The 20258-nt window shown below is 37.9% G+C and carries 19 protein-coding genes, 2 pseudogenes and 1 riboswitch; of the genes and pseudogenes, 17 read left to right on the top strand and 4 right to left on the bottom strand.

The window, feature by feature from the left end; genetic code table 11:
• Positions 1-28 precede the first annotated feature (28 nt).
• Positions 29-118, top strand: a riboswitch (glycine riboswitch).
• Between the two features lie 150 nt (positions 119-268).
• Genes gcvT through gcvPB form a run of 3 tightly spaced genes read left to right on the top strand, consistent with a single transcriptional unit; the run spans position 269 to position 4190 of the window.
• Positions 269-1372 (top strand): glycine cleavage system aminomethyltransferase GcvT, encoded by a 1104-nt coding sequence (gene gcvT / locus ABES03_RS05255; RefSeq protein ID WP_430115774.1) that lies wholly within the window; start codon positions 269-271, stop codon positions 1370-1372.
• An 18-nt stretch (positions 1373-1390) separates the two neighbouring features.
• The gene (gcvPA, locus tag ABES03_RS05250; RefSeq protein WP_430115771.1) at positions 1391-2737 is read left to right on the top strand and encodes an aminomethyl-transferring glycine dehydrogenase subunit GcvPA; all 1347 of its coding nucleotides are present in this window, start codon (positions 1391-1393) and stop codon (positions 2735-2737) included.
• Positions 2730-4190: an aminomethyl-transferring glycine dehydrogenase subunit GcvPB gene (gcvPB, locus tag ABES03_RS05245; RefSeq protein ID WP_430115768.1), complete on the top strand. Its 1461-nt coding sequence runs from the start codon at positions 2730-2732 to the stop codon at positions 4188-4190. The genes gcvPA and gcvPB overlap by 8 nt, the downstream gene beginning before the upstream one ends.
• 96 nt (positions 4191-4286) lie before the next feature.
• Here gcvPB and ABES03_RS05240 read toward each other — a convergent pair whose 3' ends face one another.
• Positions 4287-4670 (bottom strand): rhodanese-like domain-containing protein, encoded by a 384-nt coding sequence (locus ABES03_RS05240; RefSeq protein WP_309860690.1) that lies wholly within the window; start codon positions 4668-4670, stop codon positions 4287-4289.
• 191 nt (positions 4671-4861) lie between these two features.
• Between ABES03_RS05240 and ABES03_RS05235 the strand changes: the two genes are divergently transcribed.
• The 6 genes and pseudogenes from ABES03_RS05235 (at position 4862) to ABES03_RS05210 (ending at position 12036) form a co-directional block, all read left to right on the top strand.
• Positions 4862-5698, top strand: a complete 837-nt coding sequence (locus ABES03_RS05235) for a lipoate--protein ligase family protein (protein ID WP_430115766.1) — start codon at positions 4862-4864, stop codon at positions 5696-5698.
• A gap of 344 nt (positions 5699-6042) precedes the next feature.
• Positions 6043-6831, top strand: a pseudogene (locus ABES03_RS05230) (ribonucleotide reductase N-terminal alpha domain-containing protein); the annotation flags it as partial.
• A gap of 702 nt (positions 6832-7533) precedes the next feature.
• Positions 7534-9273 (top strand): annotated as a pseudogene (locus tag ABES03_RS05225) (vitamin B12-dependent ribonucleotide reductase); the annotation flags it as partial.
• A gap of 166 nt (positions 9274-9439) precedes the next feature.
• The gene (locus tag ABES03_RS05220; RefSeq protein WP_430115764.1) at positions 9440-9889 is read left to right on the top strand and encodes a C40 family peptidase; all 450 of its coding nucleotides are present in this window, start codon (positions 9440-9442) and stop codon (positions 9887-9889) included.
• A gap of 148 nt (positions 9890-10037) precedes the next feature.
• Positions 10038-11063 carry a spore photoproduct lyase gene (gene splB, locus ABES03_RS05215; RefSeq protein ID WP_430115761.1) on the top strand — a complete coding sequence of 342 codons (1026 nt, stop codon included), beginning with the start codon at positions 10038-10040 and terminating at the stop codon, positions 11061-11063.
• A gap of 88 nt (positions 11064-11151) precedes the next feature.
• Positions 11152-12036: a patatin-like phospholipase family protein gene (locus ABES03_RS05210; RefSeq protein WP_430115758.1), complete on the top strand. Its 885-nt coding sequence runs from the start codon at positions 11152-11154 to the stop codon at positions 12034-12036.
• Between the two features lie 23 nt (positions 12037-12059).
• On the opposite strand, the gene ABES03_RS05205 is transcribed toward ABES03_RS05210, so the two are convergent.
• On the bottom strand, positions 12060-12452 hold the full coding sequence (locus ABES03_RS05205; protein ID WP_430115756.1) for an SA1362 family protein: 393 nt from the start codon (positions 12450-12452) through the stop codon (positions 12060-12062).
• A 58-nt stretch (positions 12453-12510) separates the two neighbouring features.
• The gene (locus ABES03_RS05200; RefSeq protein WP_430115753.1) at positions 12511-13455 is read right to left on the bottom strand and encodes a DUF1385 domain-containing protein; all 945 of its coding nucleotides are present in this window, start codon (positions 13453-13455) and stop codon (positions 12511-12513) included.
• A gap of 282 nt (positions 13456-13737) precedes the next feature.
• On the opposite strand from ABES03_RS05200, the gene ABES03_RS05195 reads away from it, so the two are divergent.
• The 6 genes from ABES03_RS05195 to ABES03_RS05170 all read left to right on the top strand — a co-directional run bounded on the left by ABES03_RS05195 (position 13738) and on the right by ABES03_RS05170 (position 17904).
• Positions 13738-14235: a YqhR family membrane protein gene (locus tag ABES03_RS05195; RefSeq protein WP_430115750.1), complete on the top strand. Its 498-nt coding sequence runs from the start codon at positions 13738-13740 to the stop codon at positions 14233-14235.
• A 75-nt stretch (positions 14236-14310) separates the two neighbouring features.
• Positions 14311-15372, top strand: coding sequence for a M24 family metallopeptidase (locus ABES03_RS05190; protein WP_430115747.1), 1062 nt, complete (start codon positions 14311-14313; stop codon positions 15370-15372).
• 21 nt (positions 15373-15393) lie between these two features.
• Positions 15394-15951: an elongation factor P gene (gene efp / locus ABES03_RS05185; protein WP_309860715.1), complete on the top strand. Its 558-nt coding sequence runs from the start codon at positions 15394-15396 to the stop codon at positions 15949-15951.
• Positions 15952-16131: 180 nt separating this feature from the next.
• Positions 16132-16629, top strand: a complete 498-nt coding sequence (locus ABES03_RS05180; RefSeq protein ID WP_430115745.1) for a DUF6803 family protein — start codon at positions 16132-16134, stop codon at positions 16627-16629.
• A 164-nt stretch (positions 16630-16793) separates the two neighbouring features.
• A complete protein-coding gene (locus ABES03_RS05175; protein ID WP_430115743.1) occupies positions 16794-17240 on the top strand; it encodes a PCYCGC motif-containing (lipo)protein in 447 nt (148 codons plus the stop codon).
• Positions 17241-17250: 10 nt separating this feature from the next.
• On the top strand, positions 17251-17904 hold the full coding sequence (locus ABES03_RS05170; RefSeq protein ID WP_430115740.1) for a c-type cytochrome: 654 nt from the start codon (positions 17251-17253) through the stop codon (positions 17902-17904).
• Positions 17905-17958: 54 nt separating this feature from the next.
• On the opposite strand, the gene ABES03_RS05165 is transcribed toward ABES03_RS05170, so the two are convergent.
• Positions 17959-18327: a rhodanese-like domain-containing protein gene (locus ABES03_RS05165; protein ID WP_430115738.1), complete on the bottom strand. Its 369-nt coding sequence runs from the start codon at positions 18325-18327 to the stop codon at positions 17959-17961.
• A 408-nt stretch (positions 18328-18735) separates the two neighbouring features.
• Between ABES03_RS05165 and ABES03_RS05160 the strand changes: the two genes are divergently transcribed.
• On the top strand, positions 18736-19785 hold the full coding sequence (locus ABES03_RS05160; protein WP_430115736.1) for a hypothetical protein: 1050 nt from the start codon (positions 18736-18738) through the stop codon (positions 19783-19785).
• Positions 19786-19799: 14 nt separating this feature from the next.
• Positions 19800-20252: a cytochrome c maturation protein CcmE gene (locus ABES03_RS05155; protein ID WP_430115733.1), complete on the top strand. Its 453-nt coding sequence runs from the start codon at positions 19800-19802 to the stop codon at positions 20250-20252.
• The last annotated feature ends 6 nt before the right edge of the window (positions 20253-20258 follow it).

The following is a 20258-nucleotide window of genomic DNA, read 5'->3' as shown; positions in this document are numbered from 1 at the left end:
ACCAAATTGGAAAATATTATAATTGCGAATGACAACAAGGGGAGAGACTACCTTTGTAGCGCCGAAGGAGCAAGCAGAAAACTGTGAATCTCTCAGGCAAAAGAACTCTTGTTTGACGCAACTCTGGAGAGTGCTACCTAACTAGTGTAGCCACCAAAGGGGAAAGCCTTTTTTCGGTAAACTTTCAGGTGCAAGGACAGAGACCTTCTTATGTATTAAGGGAGGTTTCTGTCCTTTTTTATGTTTTTAAATTGAAGGGGGATTAAAAATGACTGATTTAAAACGTACTCCGCTTTTTGATGTGTATAAAGAATTTGGAGGGAAAACCATCGATTTTGGTGGTTGGGAACTACCGGTTCAATTCTCTAGCATTAAAGAAGAACATGAGGCAGTCCGCAATCGTGCCGGATTGTTTGATGTTTCTCACATGGGAGAAATCGAAGTAAAGGGTTCTGACAGCCTAAACTATTTACAAAAAATGATGACAAATGATATTTCAAAAATTAAAGACGGCGGTGCCCAGTATACAGCCATGTGCTACGAAAATGGTGGAACTGTTGATGACTTGCTTGTTTATAAAATAGAGGACAATCATTACCTGCTAGTAGTAAATGCATCAAATATTGATAAGGATTTCAAATGGCTTGAGGATCATTTATCAGGGGATGTAAGCATTGAAAATCTGTCTGAAAAAACAGCTCAGCTTGCACTACAGGGACCTCTTGCTGAACAAGTTTTACAAAAGCTTACTGAAACAGATTTAAGTGGAATTGGCTTCTTTAAATTCCAGCAGGAAGTTAGCTTAGATGGTAAAAAAGCTCTCGTATCAAGAACTGGATACACGGGTGAAGATGGCTTCGAAGTGTACTGTGATGCCGCTGATGCTGAACAGCTTTGGAAAGACATCTTACAAGCTGGAAAAGAAGAGGACGTTCTTCCATGTGGGTTAGGCGCACGTGATACTCTTCGTTTTGAGTCCGTTCTAGCTCTTTATGGGCAGGAACTATCACCGGAAATCTCTCCACTTGAAGCTGGAATTGGCTTTGCAGTTAAAGTTAACAAGGAAGCTGATTTTATTGGTAAGGAAGCCTTAAAACAGCAGAAAGAGAATGGCCTCTCTAGAAAAATAGTGGGGATTGAAATGATTGACCGTGGGATTCCACGTCATGGCTACCCTGTTTATAAAGGGGATGTGCTAATTGGTGAAGTTACAACTGGTACGCAATCACCTACATTAAAGAGAAATATCGGTCTTGCCCTTATTTCTACTGAATTTACTGGGCTAGACACTGAGGTTGAAGTAGAAATTCGTGGTAAACGCTTAAAAGCTACAGTCGTTCCAACACCTTTTTATAAAAAAGAAAAGAAATAACAGAAGGGAGCTAGGTTTATGAAACATCGCTATTTACCTATGACTGAACAAGATAAGAAGGCTATGCTCGACACCATTGGTGTTTCTTCAATTGATGAATTGTTTAGCGATATACCTGAGAAAGTAAAATTCAAGGGTGAATATAATATTAAACCGGCAAAGTCTGAAACAGCATTAATGAAAGAACTATTTCAAATGGCCAGCCGTAATGCTGACTTAAAAAGAAATGTCTCTTTTCTAGGTGCGGGGGTATATGATCATTACATGCCTGTCATTGTAGATCATGTGATTTCTCGTTCCGAATTTTATACTGCCTATACACCATACCAGCCAGAAATCTCTCAAGGTGAATTACAAGCCATTTTTGAATTCCAAACAATGATTTGTGAATTAACAGGCATGGATGTAGCCAACTCTTCTATGTATGATGGTGGTACAGCACTGGCTGAGGCTGCAATGCTAAGTGCAGGTCATACAAAACGAAAGACTATTTTAGTGTCAAGTGCCGTTCATCCAGAGTCCCGTGAAGTTCTTAAAACATATGCAAAAGGTCAATATCTTGATGTCGTTGAAGTACCTGTAAAAGATGGTGTAACAGATGTTGACGCTTTAACAGGCCTTGTAAATGCTGATGTTGCAGCTGTGATTGTTCAGTATCCTAACTTTTTTGGCAGAATTGAACCGTTAAAAGAGCTTGAAGAAGTGATCCATGAGAATAAATCGATGTTTGTCGTTTCCAGCAACCCATTATCCCTAGGTGTGTTAACACCTCCAGGAAAATTTGGTGCGGATATTGTTATTGGTGATGCACAGCCATTTGGTATTCCAACAGCATTCGGCGGCCCACACTGCGGATACTTTGCAGTTACAACTAAATTAATGCGTAAGGTTCCAGGACGTCTTGTTGGACAAACAACAGATGATCAAGGACGCCGCGGTTTTGTTTTAACTCTTCAAGCTCGTGAACAGCATATTCGTCGTGATAAAGCGACATCGAATATTTGCTCTAACCAAGCATTAAATGCATTAGCTGCTTCGGTTGCAATGACTGCAATTGGTAAAAAAGGTGTACGTGAAATGGCAGCAGCAAATTTACAAAAGACTCATTATGCAAAAACTGCATTTAAAGAGGCTGGATTTGAGATTGTTTATGATGGCCATTCATTTAATGAGTTTATCGTAAAATTCAATCAACCAGTTAAAGAATTAAACCAAAAGTTGTTACAAAAAGGAATCATTGGTGGTTATGATTTAGGTCGTGACTATACTGATCTTGTTAATCATATGTTGATTGCCGTCACAGAACAAAGATCTAAGGAAGAAATTGATACTCTAGTGAAAGAATTGGGGGATTTGCATGCATAATCAAGACCAGGCACTCATTTTTGAACTTAGTACACCGGGTCGAATCGGATACAGCTTGCCGGAAGTGGATGTACCTGAATTAGACCTTAGCAGTCTTCTTCCTGCAGGTTACCTTCGTGAGGAAGAACCTGAACTTCCAGAAGTATCTGAGCTTGATATTATGCGCCATTATACCGCGCTTTCTAGAAGAAATCATGGTGTGGATTCAGGTTTTTATCCATTAGGTTCTTGTACCATGAAATATAATCCAAAAATTAATGAAAATGTAGCTCGATTTAATGGTTTTGCACATGTGCACCCATTACAAGATGAAAGTTCTGTTCAAGGAGCACTTGAGCTATTATACGACCTGCAGCAACATTTAATTGAGATTACAGGAATGGATGAAGTGACACTTCAACCAGCCGCTGGTGCTCACGGAGAATGGACTGGATTAATGCTCATTCGTGCTTACCATGAGGCAAACGGTGATATGAAGCGTACAAAGGTCATCGTACCAGATTCTGCTCACGGTACAAACCCAGCATCCGCTACCATTGCTGGATTGGAGACAATTACAGTTAAATCAAATGAAAATGGTCTTGTTGATTTAGAGGATCTAAGAAGAGTAGTTGGCGAAGACACGGCTGCATTGATGTTAACAAATCCAAACACCCTTGGACTTTTTGAGGAAAATATTCTTGAAATGGCTGAGATTGTCCATGGAGTAGGTGGAAAGCTGTATTATGATGGAGCTAACTTAAATGCGGTTTTATCAAAAGCTAGACCAGGGGATATGGGATTTGACGTGGTTCACTTAAATCTTCATAAAACCTTTACTGGCCCGCATGGCGGCGGTGGTCCTGGATCAGGTCCGGTTGGTGTTAAAGCAGATTTAATTCCGTATCTTCCAAAACCAATTATCGCAAAGCGCGGTGAAGAGTATGTACTAGATTATGATCGCCCACAATCCATTGGACGTGTTAAGCCTTACTACGGTAATTTTGGTATCAATGTTCGTGCATACACTTATATCCGCTCAATGGGTCCTGACGGCTTAAAGGCAGTAACGGAGTATGCGGTATTAAACGCGAACTATATGATGAGAAGGCTTGCTGAATACTATGATCTGCCATTTGATAGACATTGTAAGCACGAGTTTGTTCTTAGTGGAAGACGCCAGAAAAAATTAGGTGTCCGTACACTCGATATCGCGAAACGTCTGCTGGATTTCGGCTACCATCCACCAACTATTTACTTCCCGTTAAATGTGGAAGAGTGTATCATGATTGAGCCAACTGAAACAGAATCAAAAGAGACTCTCGATTCATTTATCGATATTATGATCCAAATTGCGAAAGAGGCTGAGGTTAACCCAGAGATCGTTCAAGAGGCTCCACACACAACTGTTGTAGGCCGTATGGATGAAACAACAGCTGCGCGTAAACCAGTTTTAAAATACCAAAGAGGTTAATAAAAAGAAAGGTCAGATTCCTTAATATGGGATCTGACCTTTCTTTTTGTAAAAAGTTAAAAGTTCCGGAATTGCTCCGGAACCATAAGTTTTATATTATTTTTTTGCTTTTACTTTACCAGACCATTTTTTAAATCCACCTTGCAGCTGGGTAAGGTCTCTATAGCCTTTACGATGTAAGAATTGAGCAGCACGTGCACTGCGCATTCCGCTTTGGCAATATAAGTAAACAGGCATATCCTGACGAATCTCTTGCATTCGCATTTTCATTTGTGACATTGGAATATTACGTGCACCTAAGATATGTCCGCCTTCGAATTCGTTTGGCTCACGAACATCTATTAGCTGTGCCTTCCTATAGCCCGCACGGAAATCCTCTTCTGTTACCGTTTTAACAATTCTTTTCTGATAGAAAAAAGTAAAAACGGAGTAGATAATAACTGCTGCAATAATAATTAATAAGGTATAAAGTGAATTCAACTTCTTTTTGCTCCTTTCAAGCTTTCCTGCACTAGTTTTTATTATATAAGTCATTCCACGAAAGATAAAGATGCATGGGAAAAAATCTTTACTTTTTCTCATACAATTATACCAGAAACATCTTATTTTGAATTCATATCAGATTTTGGTAGACTAAAGAACGAAATAATTTTACAAAATGAGGTTTTTATATGGAAAAAGAAGTATGGCGTTTTATAGATACAGGTAATAGTTCTCCATCATTTAATATGGCTTTGGATGAAGCCCTGCTTGATTGGCACAGTGAAGGCAAATTTCCCCCGGTGATTCGGTTTTATGGATGGAATCCTCCGACGTTATCCGTAGGTTATTTTCAGAAGGTAGAAAAGGAAATTGATATGGAGGCAGTAAAAGCTCATAATCTTGGTTTTGTCAGAAGACCAACAGGTGGCCGTGGTGTGCTGCATGAACATGAGCTTACATACAGTGTGATCGTTTCAGAAGACCATCCAGAAATGCCAAGTTCAGTTACCGAGGCGTACCGGGTTATTTCAGAAGGTATTTTGAAAGGGTTTCATCATTTAGGGCTAGAAGCTTATTTTGCTGTTCCAAAGACATCTGAAGAACGTGATGCGTTGAAGAATCCACGCTCTGCAGTATGCTTTGATGCACCAAGCTGGTATGAGCTTGTTGTGGAGGGAAGAAAGGTAGCAGGTAGTGCGCAAACAAGACAAAAGGGAGTTATTCTCCAACACGGTTCCATTCTGCTAGATCTTGATGAAGACAAACTGTTTAGTCTATTTAAATACTCAAATGAACGAGTTAAGGAACGGATGAAGAAGGCCTTTAAGGATAAAGCGGTGGCAATTAATGCGATTAGTCCACGAAGAATTACGCTTGAAGAAGCTAAGGAAGCGTTTTATAAAGGGTTTGCTGAAGGGTTAAATATTGAGCTTGAATCCTATCAATTAACAGACGAAGAGCTTGCCTACGTCCAAAAAATTGCAAGCGAACGATATGAAAATGATGAGTGGAATTTTAAACGATAACTTGAGAAAGCGACGATTGTCGCTTTTTTATTTTGTAATAAATCGCTTTTTTAAAAGTAGCAAGCCGCGAAATTTGTTAAAATTTCCTGTTTTAAGACGAAAATCGTAGAAAAGCTATTATTATCTCTCAAATCTAGTTATTTTTAAGTTTGACAAAATAATTGTTTTTTGCCTCTTGTACAATATATAGTAGCACCGAAAATATTTTCGGTACTATATATAGATTTTTTAGTTGATTATTTCGGATGAGCTATGATACCTTATTTATATAAGACAACTAGATATAGCACAATCAATCTAGATTAAACACAATAGATAGATCTTATTTTGAAGGAGTTGTTCTCATGTCTGTAGTTTTTAGACAAAAAATGAATATTGATTTTGAAAGGTTAAATGAGGATATCCACCTATTCCCCCAGGTTCACCCAGTAACCCCAGATATGAAAATAACTCACAAGGGTGTTTCGCGTTTGGTAATGTTGGACCGCTACACCTTTAAAGATACAGAAAAAATTACTCTCACAAACGGCGACTTTGTTGTTCTCACCATAAAAGAGGATCCAAAATTTCCAGCACGAGGATTGGGATACATCCAGGAGATAGATTGGGAAAATAAAAAAGCAAAAGTTTTAGTGGAAGAGGAATTTAGAGGAGTGTTAGATGATTCACAAGAAGCTAGTACAGGGGTAATTGTCCGTTCCTTAGACGTGATTGAAAAGCCGCTGGAGCTATTTTACGAGCAAATTGCGAAACGAAATGCTACTGGACTAGCCTTGGTTGAAGAAACGGAAGAAAAGCGACAAGAATGGTATGAAAAGTTCTATCAAGAGCTTGTTTCAATGAATTTTATTCCTGCAGGTCGTGTGCTGTATGGAGCTGGAGCAAATACAGATGTGACATTTTTTAATTGCTATGTTATGCCGTTTGTCCCGGACTCACGTGAAGGGATCTCTGACCACCGTAAACAGGTAATGGAGATCATGAGCCGCGGCGGCGGTGTAGGAACAAATGGGTCGACTTTAAGACCGCGGAATACACTTGCAAGAGGCGTAAACGGGAAATCATCTGGTTCGGTATCATGGTTAGATGATATTGCAAAATTGACGCACTTGGTAGAACAAGGCGGATCCCGTTAACTTACTCCAACGGCGGGATTAAAATCTCGTGAATTGCTGGAACACCCTTAGAGCTTTATCAACCACAACGTGACTGGCAACGGTGGGCGTGATGGTGTGAAAATGATAAGGATTGGGCAATCAGCAGCGAAGCATCTTTGGAAACGGAGATGAACGTTCAACGACTATTGAAATTTCCTAAGGTTACTACTAAGGAAAAAGTAAACTGTTATTCCTATAAGGGAGTAGTAGGGCGCGAGACAAAGATTTTAATCTTTGATGATATAGTCTGATCTCATGTGAAAGCATGAGAGCTAGGCAGAAATGACCTAGCCACTCAAAATAATTTGAGTGTAACAAAAAAGCGTGGAGCTCAAATGATAATGTTGGCGGATTAATTGAGATGCACTAGTCCGCGTCATTCAGAAAATGAATGATTAGAAAATCGGGTGAATTGCGGGGAACTCCTTAGAGACTTGTAAGCTACAACGTGACTAGTAATGGTGAGCGTGAATGCTTAAAAATTACAAGTATTGGACAATCTGCAGCCAAGCGCCATAGGGCAAAGGTTATGGCGAAGGTTCAACGACTAGAGAGTGAGTCCCAACAATAATCTCTCATAAGCGCCCGGCCCCTAACAGCGTAATGCTGAGGGTGATGATATAGTCTAGGCCGTCTGCTTTAAGCAGAATAAATATCCTGAAAAGGACGGTATGTACGTGGCATCCAGACATTATTGAATTTATTATTTCTAAGATGCAGAATCCTAGAATTCTACGATTCTTAATTGAAAATACAAATGATGAAACAATCAAGAAACATGCTAGAGATAAGCTGAAGTTCACACCGCTCACACTGCAGGAAACAGCTATGTATCAAGGTATTGTAAATTATAAAAACATCCAAGGTTATGGTGGCTTTGATGAGAAAATCATTGCTGACGCAGAAGAAAAATTAGTTACCGGCGGTAATTACACTGTCCATAACTCAGAGTTTTTGACTGGTGCGAATATTTCTGTATGCTTAACAAAAGAATTTATGAAAGCTGTTGAAAATGATAGTGAATATGAACTTCGTTTCCCATATGTTGAACACTACGATCAAGAAGAAATGAAGATTTACAATGAAGAATGGCATAATGTCGGTGATGTACGCGAGTGGGAAAGAATGGGCCACAAAGTTCGTGTGTACAAAAAATTTAAAGCAAAAGAACTTTGGAACCTTATTAACATTTGTGCAACGTACTCTGCTGAACCTGGAATTTTCTTCATCGATAATGCAAACGACATGACAAATGCCAAAGCATATGGTCAACAAGTTGTTGCAACAAATCCATGTGGAGAACAACCACTTGCACCATTTTCTGTGTGTAACCTTGCTGCAGTAAATCTTGCTGAGATGGCAGATAAGGATACCAAAACAGTTGATTTTGAAAAGTTAAAGAAAACTGTATCGGTTGGAGTACGGATGCAAGATAACGTTATTAATGCAACTCCTTACTTCCTTGAAGAAAACAAAAAACAGGCTCTTGGTGAGCGCCGTGTCGGTTTAGGAGTAATGGGCTTACACGATTTATTAATCTATTGTGAAACCGAGTATGGCTCACCAGAAGGTAATGTATTAGTAGATAAAGTATTTGAAACCATCGCTACAACTGCTTATAGAACATCTGTTGAATTAGCAACAGAGAAGGGAAGCTTCCCATTCCTAAAGGGTGAAACAACAGAAGAAACCAATCGATTGAGACAGGCATTTATTAATACAGGATTCATGAAAAAAATGCCTGAAGACGTTCGCCAAGCTATTTTAGAAAAAGGAATAAGAAATTCCCATTTGCTAACCGTTGCTCCTACGGGATCAACTGGGACCATGGTTGGGGTGAGTACAGGACTTGAGCCTTATTTCTCTTTCTCTTATTTCCGCAGTGGACGTCTTGGTAAATTTATCGAAGTAAATGCGGATATCGTTCAAGAATATTTGGAAAAGCACCCAGAAGCAGACGCCAACAACCTTCCGAAATGGTTCATCACTGCAATGGAATTAGCACCAGAGGCACATGCTGATGTCCAATGCGTCATCCAACGCTGGATCGACAGCTCCATCAGTAAAACCGTTAATGCGCCTAAAGGCTATAGTGTAGAACAAGTGGAAAAAGTATATGAACGATTATATAGCGGCGGTGCAAAAGGTGGAACTGTTTATGTAGATGGTTCCCGCGATTCTCAAGTACTAACACTTAAAGCAGAAGAAAATACAAATGAGCAGTTATCGATGTTTGATGAAAAGCCAAAGCAGCATGTTGTTCTAGTTGACACCATCAGTGACCTGCGATCAACTGACGTAACAATTGGTTCTGAGGTTGGCAACACTTGCCCAGTCTGCCGAAAAGGAAAAGTAAAAGAAATCGGCGGCTGTAATACATGTACAAACTGTAATGCTCAATTAAAATGTGGATTATAAAATAGTATTTCAAGAGGATGGAAGTAAAATTCCCATCCTTTTTCAACGCAATAAATTATATTAGAATAATTTTTGTAACCAAATCGTAATATTGCTGTTAAGTCGTTGTTATCATTTCCTTGTATAGTGTGATTATCAAATACATCACTCCAAGGAGGACAACATTATGCTAAAAAAACTAATCTCTGTTCTTGCGATTACAATTGGACTTAGCTCAGTGTTTGCTACTACGGGTGATAAAGCAGAAGCGGCATACTATCATACAAAAGCAATTTCAGTTGCCAAGGCAAACCTTGGTGTTCCATATAGATGGGGTGGAATCACTCCGGGCGGTTTCGACTGTTCCGGTTTAGTGAAGTATTCTTACTCAAAGGCTGGTAAAGTACTGCCAAGAACGGCAGCGGATATGTTTTACACAAAAGGATATCGTGTAAGCTACTTACAGCCGGGAGATTTATTGTTCTATGCGCCAACAAAAGCAAGCAGACCAACACATGTTGCGATGTATATTGGTTCAGGGAAAATGATTATGGCTTCATCATCTAAGGGTGTCATTGTTACCTATACTAGTAATACCTACTGGAAGCCAAAATATATCGGTGCAAAACGTATTTAAATATAATAACTTCCCTAGAGTATCGGCATAAGTCGGTACTCTTTTTTTCATTTATGAAGATTGGAAATAATTGTTCCGGCTCACTTTTCTTTAACTTCTCTTCTATAGCTAATACTACTAAAAAAACTCCATAGAAAAGAGGGAGACCATGGATCCGTTTATGCCACAATTAGTCTACATTGAACCGAAAGCATTAGAATACCCGCTAGGCAGGGAACTAAAAGAAAAATTTACAAAAATGGGACTTGAGATACGAGAAACCACTTCACATAACCAGGTAAGAGGAATACCTGGAGACAATGAATTACAGCAATATCGAAATGCAAAATCTACACTGGTGGTTGGAATCAGAAGAACATTAAAATTTGATACATCGAAACCTTCTGCAGAGTATGCCATTCCATTGGCTACAGGCTGTATGGGACATTGCCACTACTGTTACTTACAAACAACACTTGGTAGTAAACCATATATTCGAACCTATGTTAATTTAGATGAAATTTTTGCACAGGCAGAGAAGTATATGGAAGAGAGAAAACCTGAAATTACCCGATTTGAAGCAGCCTGTACATCGGATATTGTTGGCTTAGATCACTTAACACATTCTCTTAAGAAAACCATTGAATTTATCGGACAAACAGAATTCGGCGAGCTTCGCTTTGTGACCAAGTTTCATCATGTTGATCACCTTCTTGACGCTAAACACAATGGAAGGACTCGTTTTCGCTTCAGTGTTAATTCCCGCTATGTCATAAGAAACTTTGAACCTGGAACATCCTCTTTTGAAGATCGATTGAAAGCAGCTAGAAAAGTTGCTAACGCTGGTTATCCCTTAGGGTTTATTGTAGCGCCCATCTACATGCATGAGGATTGGAAAGAAGGATATCGTGAGTTATTCGAAAGATTAAGTGATGAGTTAGCAGGACTAGAAATTCCCAATCTTACATTTGAGCTCATTCAGCACAGATATACTAAACCGGCCAAAAACGTAATAGCCAAACGATATCCCAAAACTAAACTCGAAATGGACGAAGGGAAGAGAAAATACAAATGGGGTCGGTATGGGATAGGAAAATATGTTTATCCTGATGAAGCAGCTAAAGATTTGGAAAGCACCATCCGTCAATATGTAGCAGAATTCTTCCCTAAGGCAGAAGTACAATATTTTACTTAAGAAAAATTTTATTCTTGTCCGCCGTACTATTTCTATATGTTCGCGCTTAAAGATGTAACAATGAGTTCATCTTTAGGAGTGGCTGCCAATGAAAATAGACGGCGTTTTTTCTGGAGGGGGCATTAAGGGGTTTGCACTAATAGGAGCATATGAAGAAATTGAGAGTAGAGGGCTGCAGTTTGTAAGAGTAGCGGGTACAAGTGCAGGTTCCATTGTTGCTGCCTTAATCGCTGCTGGCTACACGAGTAAAGAGTTATATCAATTAATGGATGAACTTGATTTAACACAATTACTCGATCCACGAAAATTGGTCATTCCTTTTCCATTTGCTAAATGGTTGTTAGTCTATTGGAAGCTAGGACTTTATAAAGGAAATGAACTTGAGAAATGGTTGAAAGAGAAGCTCGAAGCCAAAGGCTTAAGAACCTTTTCAGACCTACCACCGGATGCACTTAGAGTGATAGCATCAGACCTCTCAAATGGACAAATGGTTGTCCTTCCAAATGATTTACCGAAATTCGGGATATCTCCTGGTTCTTTTTCCATTGCAAAAGCAATTAGAATGAGCTGCAGTGTTCCTTATTTTTTTGAGCCTGTTCGATTGCGCTCAATGGACGGAGTGAACATATTAGTAGATGGAGGTGTATTAAGTAATTTTCCCATGTGGCTTTTCGATCAGGAAAATGTTCAGAAGATGAGGCCAGTGCTTGGTATTAAATTAAGTGTGAGTGACTATGAGCACGAGAAACATAAAATTAAAAACGGAATTCAATTATTTGGTGCATTATTTGAGACGATGAAGGATGCACATGATTCAAGATACATTTCCAAAAAACATGTGAAGAACATTATCTTTATTCCTGCTGAAGGTGTTTTTTTAACTGAATTTCATCTTACTGAAGAAAAAAAGCGGAAATTAATTGATGTTGGTAGGGATCATGCTAAGAAATTTTTGGATAAGTGGTGTTATTAATAGACCAGAAAAAAATCGAGTGTCTAAAAAGACGCTCGATTTTTCTTTTTACCCTTTTTGCCGTCGATAACGGTTAAATGAGCAGGAGATTTCTTTTTTGTCTTGTTGCTTTTCTTTAATGTTGTTAAAGTCCCAAGAGAAGAGCTTTTCATAGTAGAGTCTCCGCTCTTTTGCTGTAATCGTTTTTTTGATTTTTTTGCTGCTTTAAGAAATGCCCGCTGCTCTTTTTTCTGAGGGCTCGAAATTGAAAATTTACGAACAAGAAAATAAATAACTAAACCGATCACTGCGATGATAGCAATTCTCTGAATGAAACCGGCAGGGTTAGCTGTAAATGAACCGTAAAGGCCGAGCAGTGCTAAAATGATAAGTCCACCAATAACATAATATGATGTCCGATTTTTCAAGAAAGCCACCTCCCTAAGAGCATCTTAAGCATTTTTTTCCTCTTTTAAACACTGTAGAATAAAAGATTTAGACAATTTCCTCACTTTTCATATCATATTCAGATTCTTTTTCCCGTTTTAATAATTCTTTAAAGGAAAGAATCGCAACTTCCACTTGGTCATTGTTTGGTTCTTTAGTCGTTAATAGTTGTAGCCAAAGACCTGGAAGACCTAAGTATTTTAAAACAGGAATATCTCTTAGTTTGTTTGTAATTTGTAAGACTTCAAAAGCAATACCTAATACAACAGGGATTAAAAGAAGACGATCCACAACCCTTAACCAAAGTGGTGTTGTGGGTACAAGCATGTAGACAAAAACACCAACAATGACTGTAAATAAGATGAAACTACTGCCGCAGCGGTAATGAAGGCGGGAATGTGCCTGAACATTTTCAACCGTTAACTCTACACCTGCTTCGAAGGTATTAATTACTTTATGCTCTGCACCATGATATTGAAACACCCTCTTGATAAGAGGTGTAAGTGATACGAAATATATATAACAAAGTAACAGCAATAACTTAAAGAACCCTTCTACAAGGACTTGGGCAAAATCGGATGGAAAAATTGGCTTGGTTAGTACAGCTAAAAATACAGGTATTAATGTAAAAGCAAATTTTCCAAATAAGAATGAGAGGACCCCAATTACTGCTACCCCAAGATACATAGATAACTTTGAGACCTCTTTTTCCTTTATGGTCTCGTCATCCTTTGGATCGACATCAAATCTCTCTGTGGAAAAGTTTAAGTGCTTTGATCCATTTGCACTTGCTTCAATAATCGCGATAATCCCACGAATAAACGGAATCTTTTTTAAGCTGGTTAGGTAAGGGTTTTCCTTACGAGGTAAATGAAAATATTCCACAGAATGATCTTTCCTGCGAACTGCGGTAACATAATGATGTTTACCGCCAAACATTACGCCTTCAACGACCGCTTGGCCGCCATAAACCGGTTTTTGAGATTTAGACATGGTTATTAACACCAACCTATAACAAAGTTGCACAATAGCAGAAAAAGATAAATCTGTTTGTACTTAAATGTATTCTACTAGAAAAATGAAAAAACCTCTAGGAATGACATAATTTTTACATTTAAAATCCGTAAAAAATTATTTTCATGCAAGGATTGGAATTCTAAAGGACATAATAATGAAGGAATTTCAGCTTACTAGTTATAAAGGAATATGAAGAAGCGAGTAATTTGATGAGAATAAAGTTCCAATCAACAAAAAATGTACGGGGGTTATGACACAATGGTTAAAGAAATAAAGAAGTCAGATTATCCAAAACCCATGTCTTTTATTGCACTGGTTTTTTGGACGGGTTTATTTGGAGGAATTTTTTGGGGCACAATTGGTTATATTAGCTACTTTTTTAATTTTACAGATGTAGCCCCTAACGCCATACTGGAACCTTGGGCATTGGGAGATTGGAAAAAAGGGTGGCTAGGGACTGTTATTTCCATAATTCTCATGGGTGTGTTATCAGTCATTGTTGCATATGTTTATTATTTTACCCTGAGAAAAGTTAAAGGTATATGGTTTGGATGGGGTTACGGGATTGTTTTATTCTTATTGGTATTTTTTGTTCTTAATCCATTAATTCCAAGTATCAAACCACTTTTTGATTTAAGCAGGGACACGATTATTACTTCAGTATGTTTATACAGCTTATATGGGATTTTTATTGGATATTCCATCAATTATGAGTATGAACTTAGTAAAGTACAAGAGAAAGAGGCCACAACTTAAGTTTCGATTAGTCTGTTTTGGTAGGTTGTGATAAAATTATTTTTGTCCTCATTGATAAAAGGAGAGTGGAGAGTAATGGAAAAAATAGAAAAACTAAGATCTGATTTTTCAACACATGGTATTGATGGGATATTAATAACTAGCCCATTTAATCGCCGCTACATATCAAATTTTACAGGTTCAGCTGGTGTGGTTTTAATTAGTGCGGAAAAAGCTTTGTTTATTACAGATTTCCGCTATACCGAGCAAGCATCTAAGCAATGCGAAGGTTTCGAGATTATTAAATTTTCTGGTTCCATTCCAGAGGAAGTAGCACAGCAAGCAAAGAATTTAGGTATTCAAAAGCTTGGATTTGAAGAGGATTTTCTATCTTACTCTTCCTTTAAATTATATGATAAAGAAATCGAAGCTGAACTTGTTCCGATTTCTGGTGTAATTGAAAAGTTACGCTTGATTAAGACTGATGCAGAGATTAAGATATTAAAGGTAGCAGCAGATATTGCTGATGCGGCTTTTAAACATATTTTAGACTTCATTCGTCCTGGGAAGACAGAATTAGAGGTATCGAATGAACTAGAGTTCTTTATGAGAAGAGCTGGTGCAACTTCATCATCTTTTGATACGATTGTTGCTTCCGGGCATCGTTCTGCGCTTCCACACGGTGTTGCTAGCAACAAAGTGATTGAGGCGGGAGATTTTGTTACACTAGACTATGGTGCGTATTACAATGGATATGTTTCTGATATAACTAGGACCATTGCTGTTGGAGAACCTGATGCAAAGCTAAAAGAAATTTATGAAATTGTTTTTGAAGCACAGGGCCGAGGTATGGCTGGAATTAAGCCTGGCATGACTGGTAAGCAAGCAGATGCACTAACTAGAGACTACATAACAGAAAAAGGTTATGGGGAATATTTTGGGCATTCAACTGGGCACGGTATTGGTCTTGAGGTGCACGAAGGTCCTGGTCTTTCAATGAAGTCAGATCTCGTTTTAGAAACAGGAATGGTTGTAACCTGTGAACCTGGTATTTATATCCCAGGTCTTGGCGGTGTTCGCATTGAGGATGATACATTGATTACTGCTACCCACAATGAGGCTCTTACTCATTCTACAAAAGAACTAATCATATTGTAATGAATTTTAGGAGGAACTTACATGATTTCTGTTAACGATTTTAAAACAGGATTAACAATTGAAGTGGATAACGGTCTATGGAGAGTTATTGATTTCCAACACGTAAAGCCAGGGAAAGGTGCAGCTTTTGTCCGTTCTAAGCTACGTAACCTTCGTAATGGAGCTATTCAAGAAAAAACATTCCGTGCTGGTGAGAAAGTAGAAAAAGCACAAATCGATAATCGCAAAATGCAATACCTTTATGCCAGCGGTGATCAACACGTATTTATGGATATGGAATCCTACGAACAAGTGGAACTACCTGCTAGCAACATTGAGTATGAATTGAAGTTCTTAAAAGAAAACATGGAAGTTCACATCATGATGTTTGGTCATGAAACACTTGGCGTGGAATTGCCAAACACTGTTGTTTTAGAAGTTACTGAAACAGAACCAGGAATTAAAGGTGACACAGCTTCAGGTGGAACGAAGCCTGCTATCCTTGAAACAGGACTAAGTGTTCAAGTTCCATTCTTTATTAACCAAGGGGATAAACTAATTATCAATACAACTGAAGCATCTTATGTTTCAAGAGCATAATAAACGTAAAACTCGTAAGCCTTAATCCGAATATCGGATTAAGGCTTTTTTTATTCAGATCAGAAATCAACAGACAACTTTTACATAAAATCTTTAACAATTTCTCCATAGTTTCTGCTAAGTTTCTGCACATTTATTTTTTACATTAATGGTGTAAACAACATAAAGGAGAAGATGAATATGAACATGACGCATTATATGGGGTTACTAGCAGACAATCAGCCGTGGAATTTAATTATTTTTATGGCCATTCCAGTTATATGTGCTGAGACTATAGCCATCACAGAACTCGGTATACTATTTACAAGAAATTTAGGTGGTACCTTAAGAAAAGTAAATAAGGTAGTTAGTATTTTTGCAGGTTTATATTTCACTGGAATTTTCTTTTACTTAATGAAGACAGCCTATATTCCATTAACAATAAATGGTGAATGGAAGGGCTGGATTGATGTAGTTGCGGTTACCTTTTACCTTTTAGGAATCGTTCCATTGCTAGGTATGGCACTCCTGGATATGGGTGTTATTTACAAAAATAAAACGGATGAACAAAAACTGAAAATCCATTCATTTTTTGTGGGCATGTTCCTTGTAGTTGCACACATAGCGATGATTTTTGGGATGGTTGATCCCTCTATTGGGTCAAGCAGCCATTCCGGTCATGACATGATGAATATGTAGTAATTCAAAGTTCCAGAGGAATCCTCTGCGTTAAGAAGAATATATTATTTTTACTTTTACTATCATAAAAACTTCACTAAATAGTAAGAATTTACAACCATTCAATGAATTACTTTTTGCTAAAATAAACTAGTAAATATATTTACGGAAGGGGTGAACTTAATATGAAACGAATTACATCTTTTTTGTTCCTCTTCATTTTAATTGCGATCGTTGCAGCGGGTTGTAGTTCAAAAATGGAAGATGTTACACTTGATAAAAAGCATAAACCACTACCTGATTATGTATTGAATTCTTCAGAAAAAATTCAAGAGACATATGTTTTGGCTGCTACTTATCCGGAAGTAATATCTCAGGTACCTTGCTATTGCGGATGTTTCGCACAAGATGGTCATAAAAGTAATCTGGATTGTTACATAGATGAATTAGGTCCAGATAACGCTGTTAAAGAATGGGACTCCATGAGTATATCGTGAGACGTCTGTATAGATATCGCCCGGGAGGCGATCGAAATGCATCTTGACGGTAAAAGTCCTAAGAAGATATATCAGTTAATAACAGAAAAATATAAAGATTTTGGGGAACCAACTCCAACACCTGAGCCAAAATAAGGAGTAACCCATGAAAAAGATATTAATCGGAAGTTATATTTTGATTATTATTGGAATTATTGTTTGTATAAATAATAGTCATTTGTTTGACGGTAATAGCTCCAAAGCGGTTGCTGCGGGTGAAAAACTGTATAAAAATAACTGTCTTGTTTGTCATGGGGAAACCGGTAAAGGTGAAGGGGCAAACGCAGGAACAGCCATTAACAGTCAGAATTTTTTAAGCTCCGTTTCCGATAAAGACCTGTTTAATTACGTTAAATATGGCCGAGAAGGTACTGGCATGCCAGCTTACGGTCCTAGATTGTCAGAAAAAGAGTTAAATAATCTTGTTGCCTTTATGAGAAATTGGCAAACAAAAGAAATTAATTTTAATGTTCCTAAAACCATTTCTGGTGACCTAGAACGTGGAAAAATACAATATAATTTATATTGTCTTAATTGCCATGGTGAAGCGGGTGCCGGAAAAATAAAAATGGGAACGGCATTAGCAAATCCCCAATATTTAAAGTATACAAGTGATAAACAAATTTGGATTGGCACAGCTTTTGGTCGGGAAGAAACTCGTATGGGTCCATCATTAAAGGGACTTGAAGGTGCTCGGCAGCTAAAAAAAGAGGACATTACGGATATCGTGACATATATTAGGTCCCTAGAAAAGAAATAAGAAAAGTAAAACCCTGAATCCGACTGGATCCAGGGTTTTACTTTTTCTATGAACCTATTGTTCTAAATTATATGTCCAACTATTCATGCCACCACTCATGTTGTAAATGTCTTTAAAGCCCTTTTCTGCAAGGATTTCTGAAGCTTGCTGGGAACGGTTTCCGCTTCGGCAGACAATCAAATAACTTTTGTCCTTTTTTAATTCACTACTCATCCCATCAAGTACTTGAAGTGGAACTAATTCAGCGTCTGGAATATGTCCGCTATTGTACTCTTCTGGTGTTCGTACATCTAAAACAATTACCTTGCCCTCATCGATCATACCCTTAGCCTCGTTTGCCGAGATGTTTTTATAATTGCCCCCGCTGCACCCTGTGAGAAATACCGCTACGAGTAAAAAGAAAAACTTTTTCAATGTTAACACCTCAAATCAAGTTAGTATATGAGAATAATAATAGATTTGAAACGAAATAGTAATAGGTTGAAAGGGGATTTACCCCGATAAATCGTCTAATATAACAAGTTTTAACAAAATGTTCATTTTCCAACCGGATAGTAAAAAAGGATTAGGTTTATAGTACTCAATAGAGAGTCTACCTGTGAAATTGGGACTAGATTCTTAAGTCTACCAATCTAAATTTTTAAGAATTTAATAAATGTGAACATTTTGTGGTGGTTTTTTGACGAAATCGCAACGTTTTCAACCCTTTAACAAAATGTACAAAAGTGGTTCAACAACGAGGGGCTGATAACGATTATATTTATTTCAAAGAGGACTATAGTGGAAAATAGTGCTACATCGTGATAAGAATTCCACTCAAGGAGGATAAATATGCTTAAGAAAAAATTATTGGCATTTTTCGTTATTGTATTATTTGTATCTAGTTACATGATCCCAAAGGCAAGTGCAGAAATGGCATTTCAAGCGGAGAAGTTCCCATTTAAAGAAATGCAAATTCAAGTAATGCCTGAGTTTGATTACCCTGAGGGATGGTCAAGAGATATTCCTTCCTTATTAGTAGGCCAGTACGGAACAATTACAAATAATAGTGGCCAAGATTATGACGGAAAAATAGAAATTCCAGTACCAGCAATGGAAAAGGGATTTGAGGCCTATTTAGTAGCAGAATTTCCAGAAGAAAATAAGCCGGAAGTACAGCGGCCCTATGATGTGGATAAGGAAAAAGGAATCATTTCATGGAAACCAGCAAAAGCCATTAAAAATAACGAAACGTATAAATTTGTTATCGAATACTATACAAAATCGGTAGTGGTTAAAGATAAAAAAAGTTTTACATATGAGTTGATTCACAATGCTGATATAGAGCTACTAGATGTCATCTTTTATGCTCCCATGAATGCAAAAGAAATCCAACTTGAGCCAAAAGCTGATAATAATTCAAAAAGTGAGTACGGAGAGGAACTCTATTACTACCAATATAAAAATGTAAAAGCAGGAAATAGTTTAAAATATTCTTTCTCTTATAAGAAAGACGGTACGGAATCAACCATGGAGGCAATCAACAAAGCGGAACCGCCAAAGGATGAAAACCACAGTGGTGTGACAGCCACCGACCAGGTGAAAAATGGAGGAACTAATACCACAACACGGCCAATTATCGGTGTTGGAGGAGCATCGATCATTGGAATCGCACTTATTATTGCTGGTCTCTTCGTTTTCTTAGGCTTAAAGGGAAATACACAGTCCTCCAAAGCAGCAGCTAAGGGTTCAAAACATACGAAACAACAACCAAAGAAAACATCTGTTAAAAAGGAAGATAAGTCAACAAATGCTGAAGAAAAGAAAGAACTGCGAAAAAAACTTTTAACTGGAAAAATAGACCAGGAAATGTACGAAGAAGAAATGAAAAAACTTATCTAATGAGGTGAGAGGGAATGAAGAAAAATACGATTGTGATGCTGGGAGGCTTTGTAATCGCTGCTGCCATCGTTTTCTTGCTTATGGCTGCAACCCCAGGGTCAAGTGGTGTTGAACTAACGATGAAGGAGCTTTTGGCTACCCAGAATCAACATAAAGATGATTTTGTTACGGTTGAAGGCCTGTTAATGGAAGACACCATTAAGTGGAACGCAGACAAAATCGAACTTAAGTTTGATGTCAAGGACAATGACGGCAATATAATGCATGTTATTCATAACGGTCCTAAACCTGATAACTTTTCTGAAGGTGTGATAACCATTCTTCAGGGAGCGCCAACAAAAAAGGATACTTTTGAAGCAGAAACGGTAAAAACGAGATGTCCTTCTAAATACGAAGGAAAAGATATGAAGGATTATGATCCTGAATCACATAAAGAAAAGTTAAATCAACCACCGAAAGAAAAATAACAGGCT

This window comes from Neobacillus rhizosphaerae (assembly GCF_050477885.1).
Taxonomy (GTDB): Bacteria; Bacillota; Bacilli; order Bacillales; family Cytobacillaceae; genus Neobacillus; species Neobacillus rhizosphaerae_A.
The sequence above is the reverse complement of the archived record's forward strand: the minus strand, read 5'-3'. Positions and strand labels throughout refer to the sequence as shown.

Coding starts and splice junctions, on each gene's coding strand:
- gcvT (WP_430115774.1), top strand. CDS start 269: ATGACTGATTTAAAACGTACTCCGCTTTTTGATGTGTATAAAGAATTT.
- gcvPA (WP_430115771.1), top strand. CDS start 1,391: ATGAAACATCGCTATTTACCTATGACTGAACAAGATAAGAAGGCTATG.
- gcvPB (WP_430115768.1), top strand. CDS start 2,730: ATGCATAATCAAGACCAGGCACTCATTTTTGAACTTAGTACACCGGGT.
- ABES03_RS05235 (WP_430115766.1), top strand. CDS start 4,862: ATGGAAAAAGAAGTATGGCGTTTTATAGATACAGGTAATAGTTCTCCA.
- ABES03_RS05220 (WP_430115764.1), top strand. CDS start 9,440: ATGCTAAAAAAACTAATCTCTGTTCTTGCGATTACAATTGGACTTAGC.
- splB (WP_430115761.1), top strand. CDS start 10,038: ATGGATCCGTTTATGCCACAATTAGTCTACATTGAACCGAAAGCATTA.
- ABES03_RS05210 (WP_430115758.1), top strand. CDS start 11,152: ATGAAAATAGACGGCGTTTTTTCTGGAGGGGGCATTAAGGGGTTTGCA.
- ABES03_RS05200 (WP_430115753.1), bottom strand. CDS start 13,455: ATGTCTAAATCTCAAAAACCGGTTTATGGCGGCCAAGCGGTCGTTGAA.
- ABES03_RS05195 (WP_430115750.1), top strand. CDS start 13,738: ATGGTTAAAGAAATAAAGAAGTCAGATTATCCAAAACCCATGTCTTTT.
- ABES03_RS05190 (WP_430115747.1), top strand. CDS start 14,311: ATGGAAAAAATAGAAAAACTAAGATCTGATTTTTCAACACATGGTATT.
- efp (WP_309860715.1), top strand. CDS start 15,394: ATGATTTCTGTTAACGATTTTAAAACAGGATTAACAATTGAAGTGGAT.
- ABES03_RS05180 (WP_430115745.1), top strand. CDS start 16,132: ATGAACATGACGCATTATATGGGGTTACTAGCAGACAATCAGCCGTGG.
- ABES03_RS05170 (WP_430115740.1), top strand. CDS start 17,251: ATGAAAAAGATATTAATCGGAAGTTATATTTTGATTATTATTGGAATT.
- ABES03_RS05160 (WP_430115736.1), top strand. CDS start 18,736: ATGCTTAAGAAAAAATTATTGGCATTTTTCGTTATTGTATTATTTGTA.
- ABES03_RS05155 (WP_430115733.1), top strand. CDS start 19,800: ATGAAGAAAAATACGATTGTGATGCTGGGAGGCTTTGTAATCGCTGCT.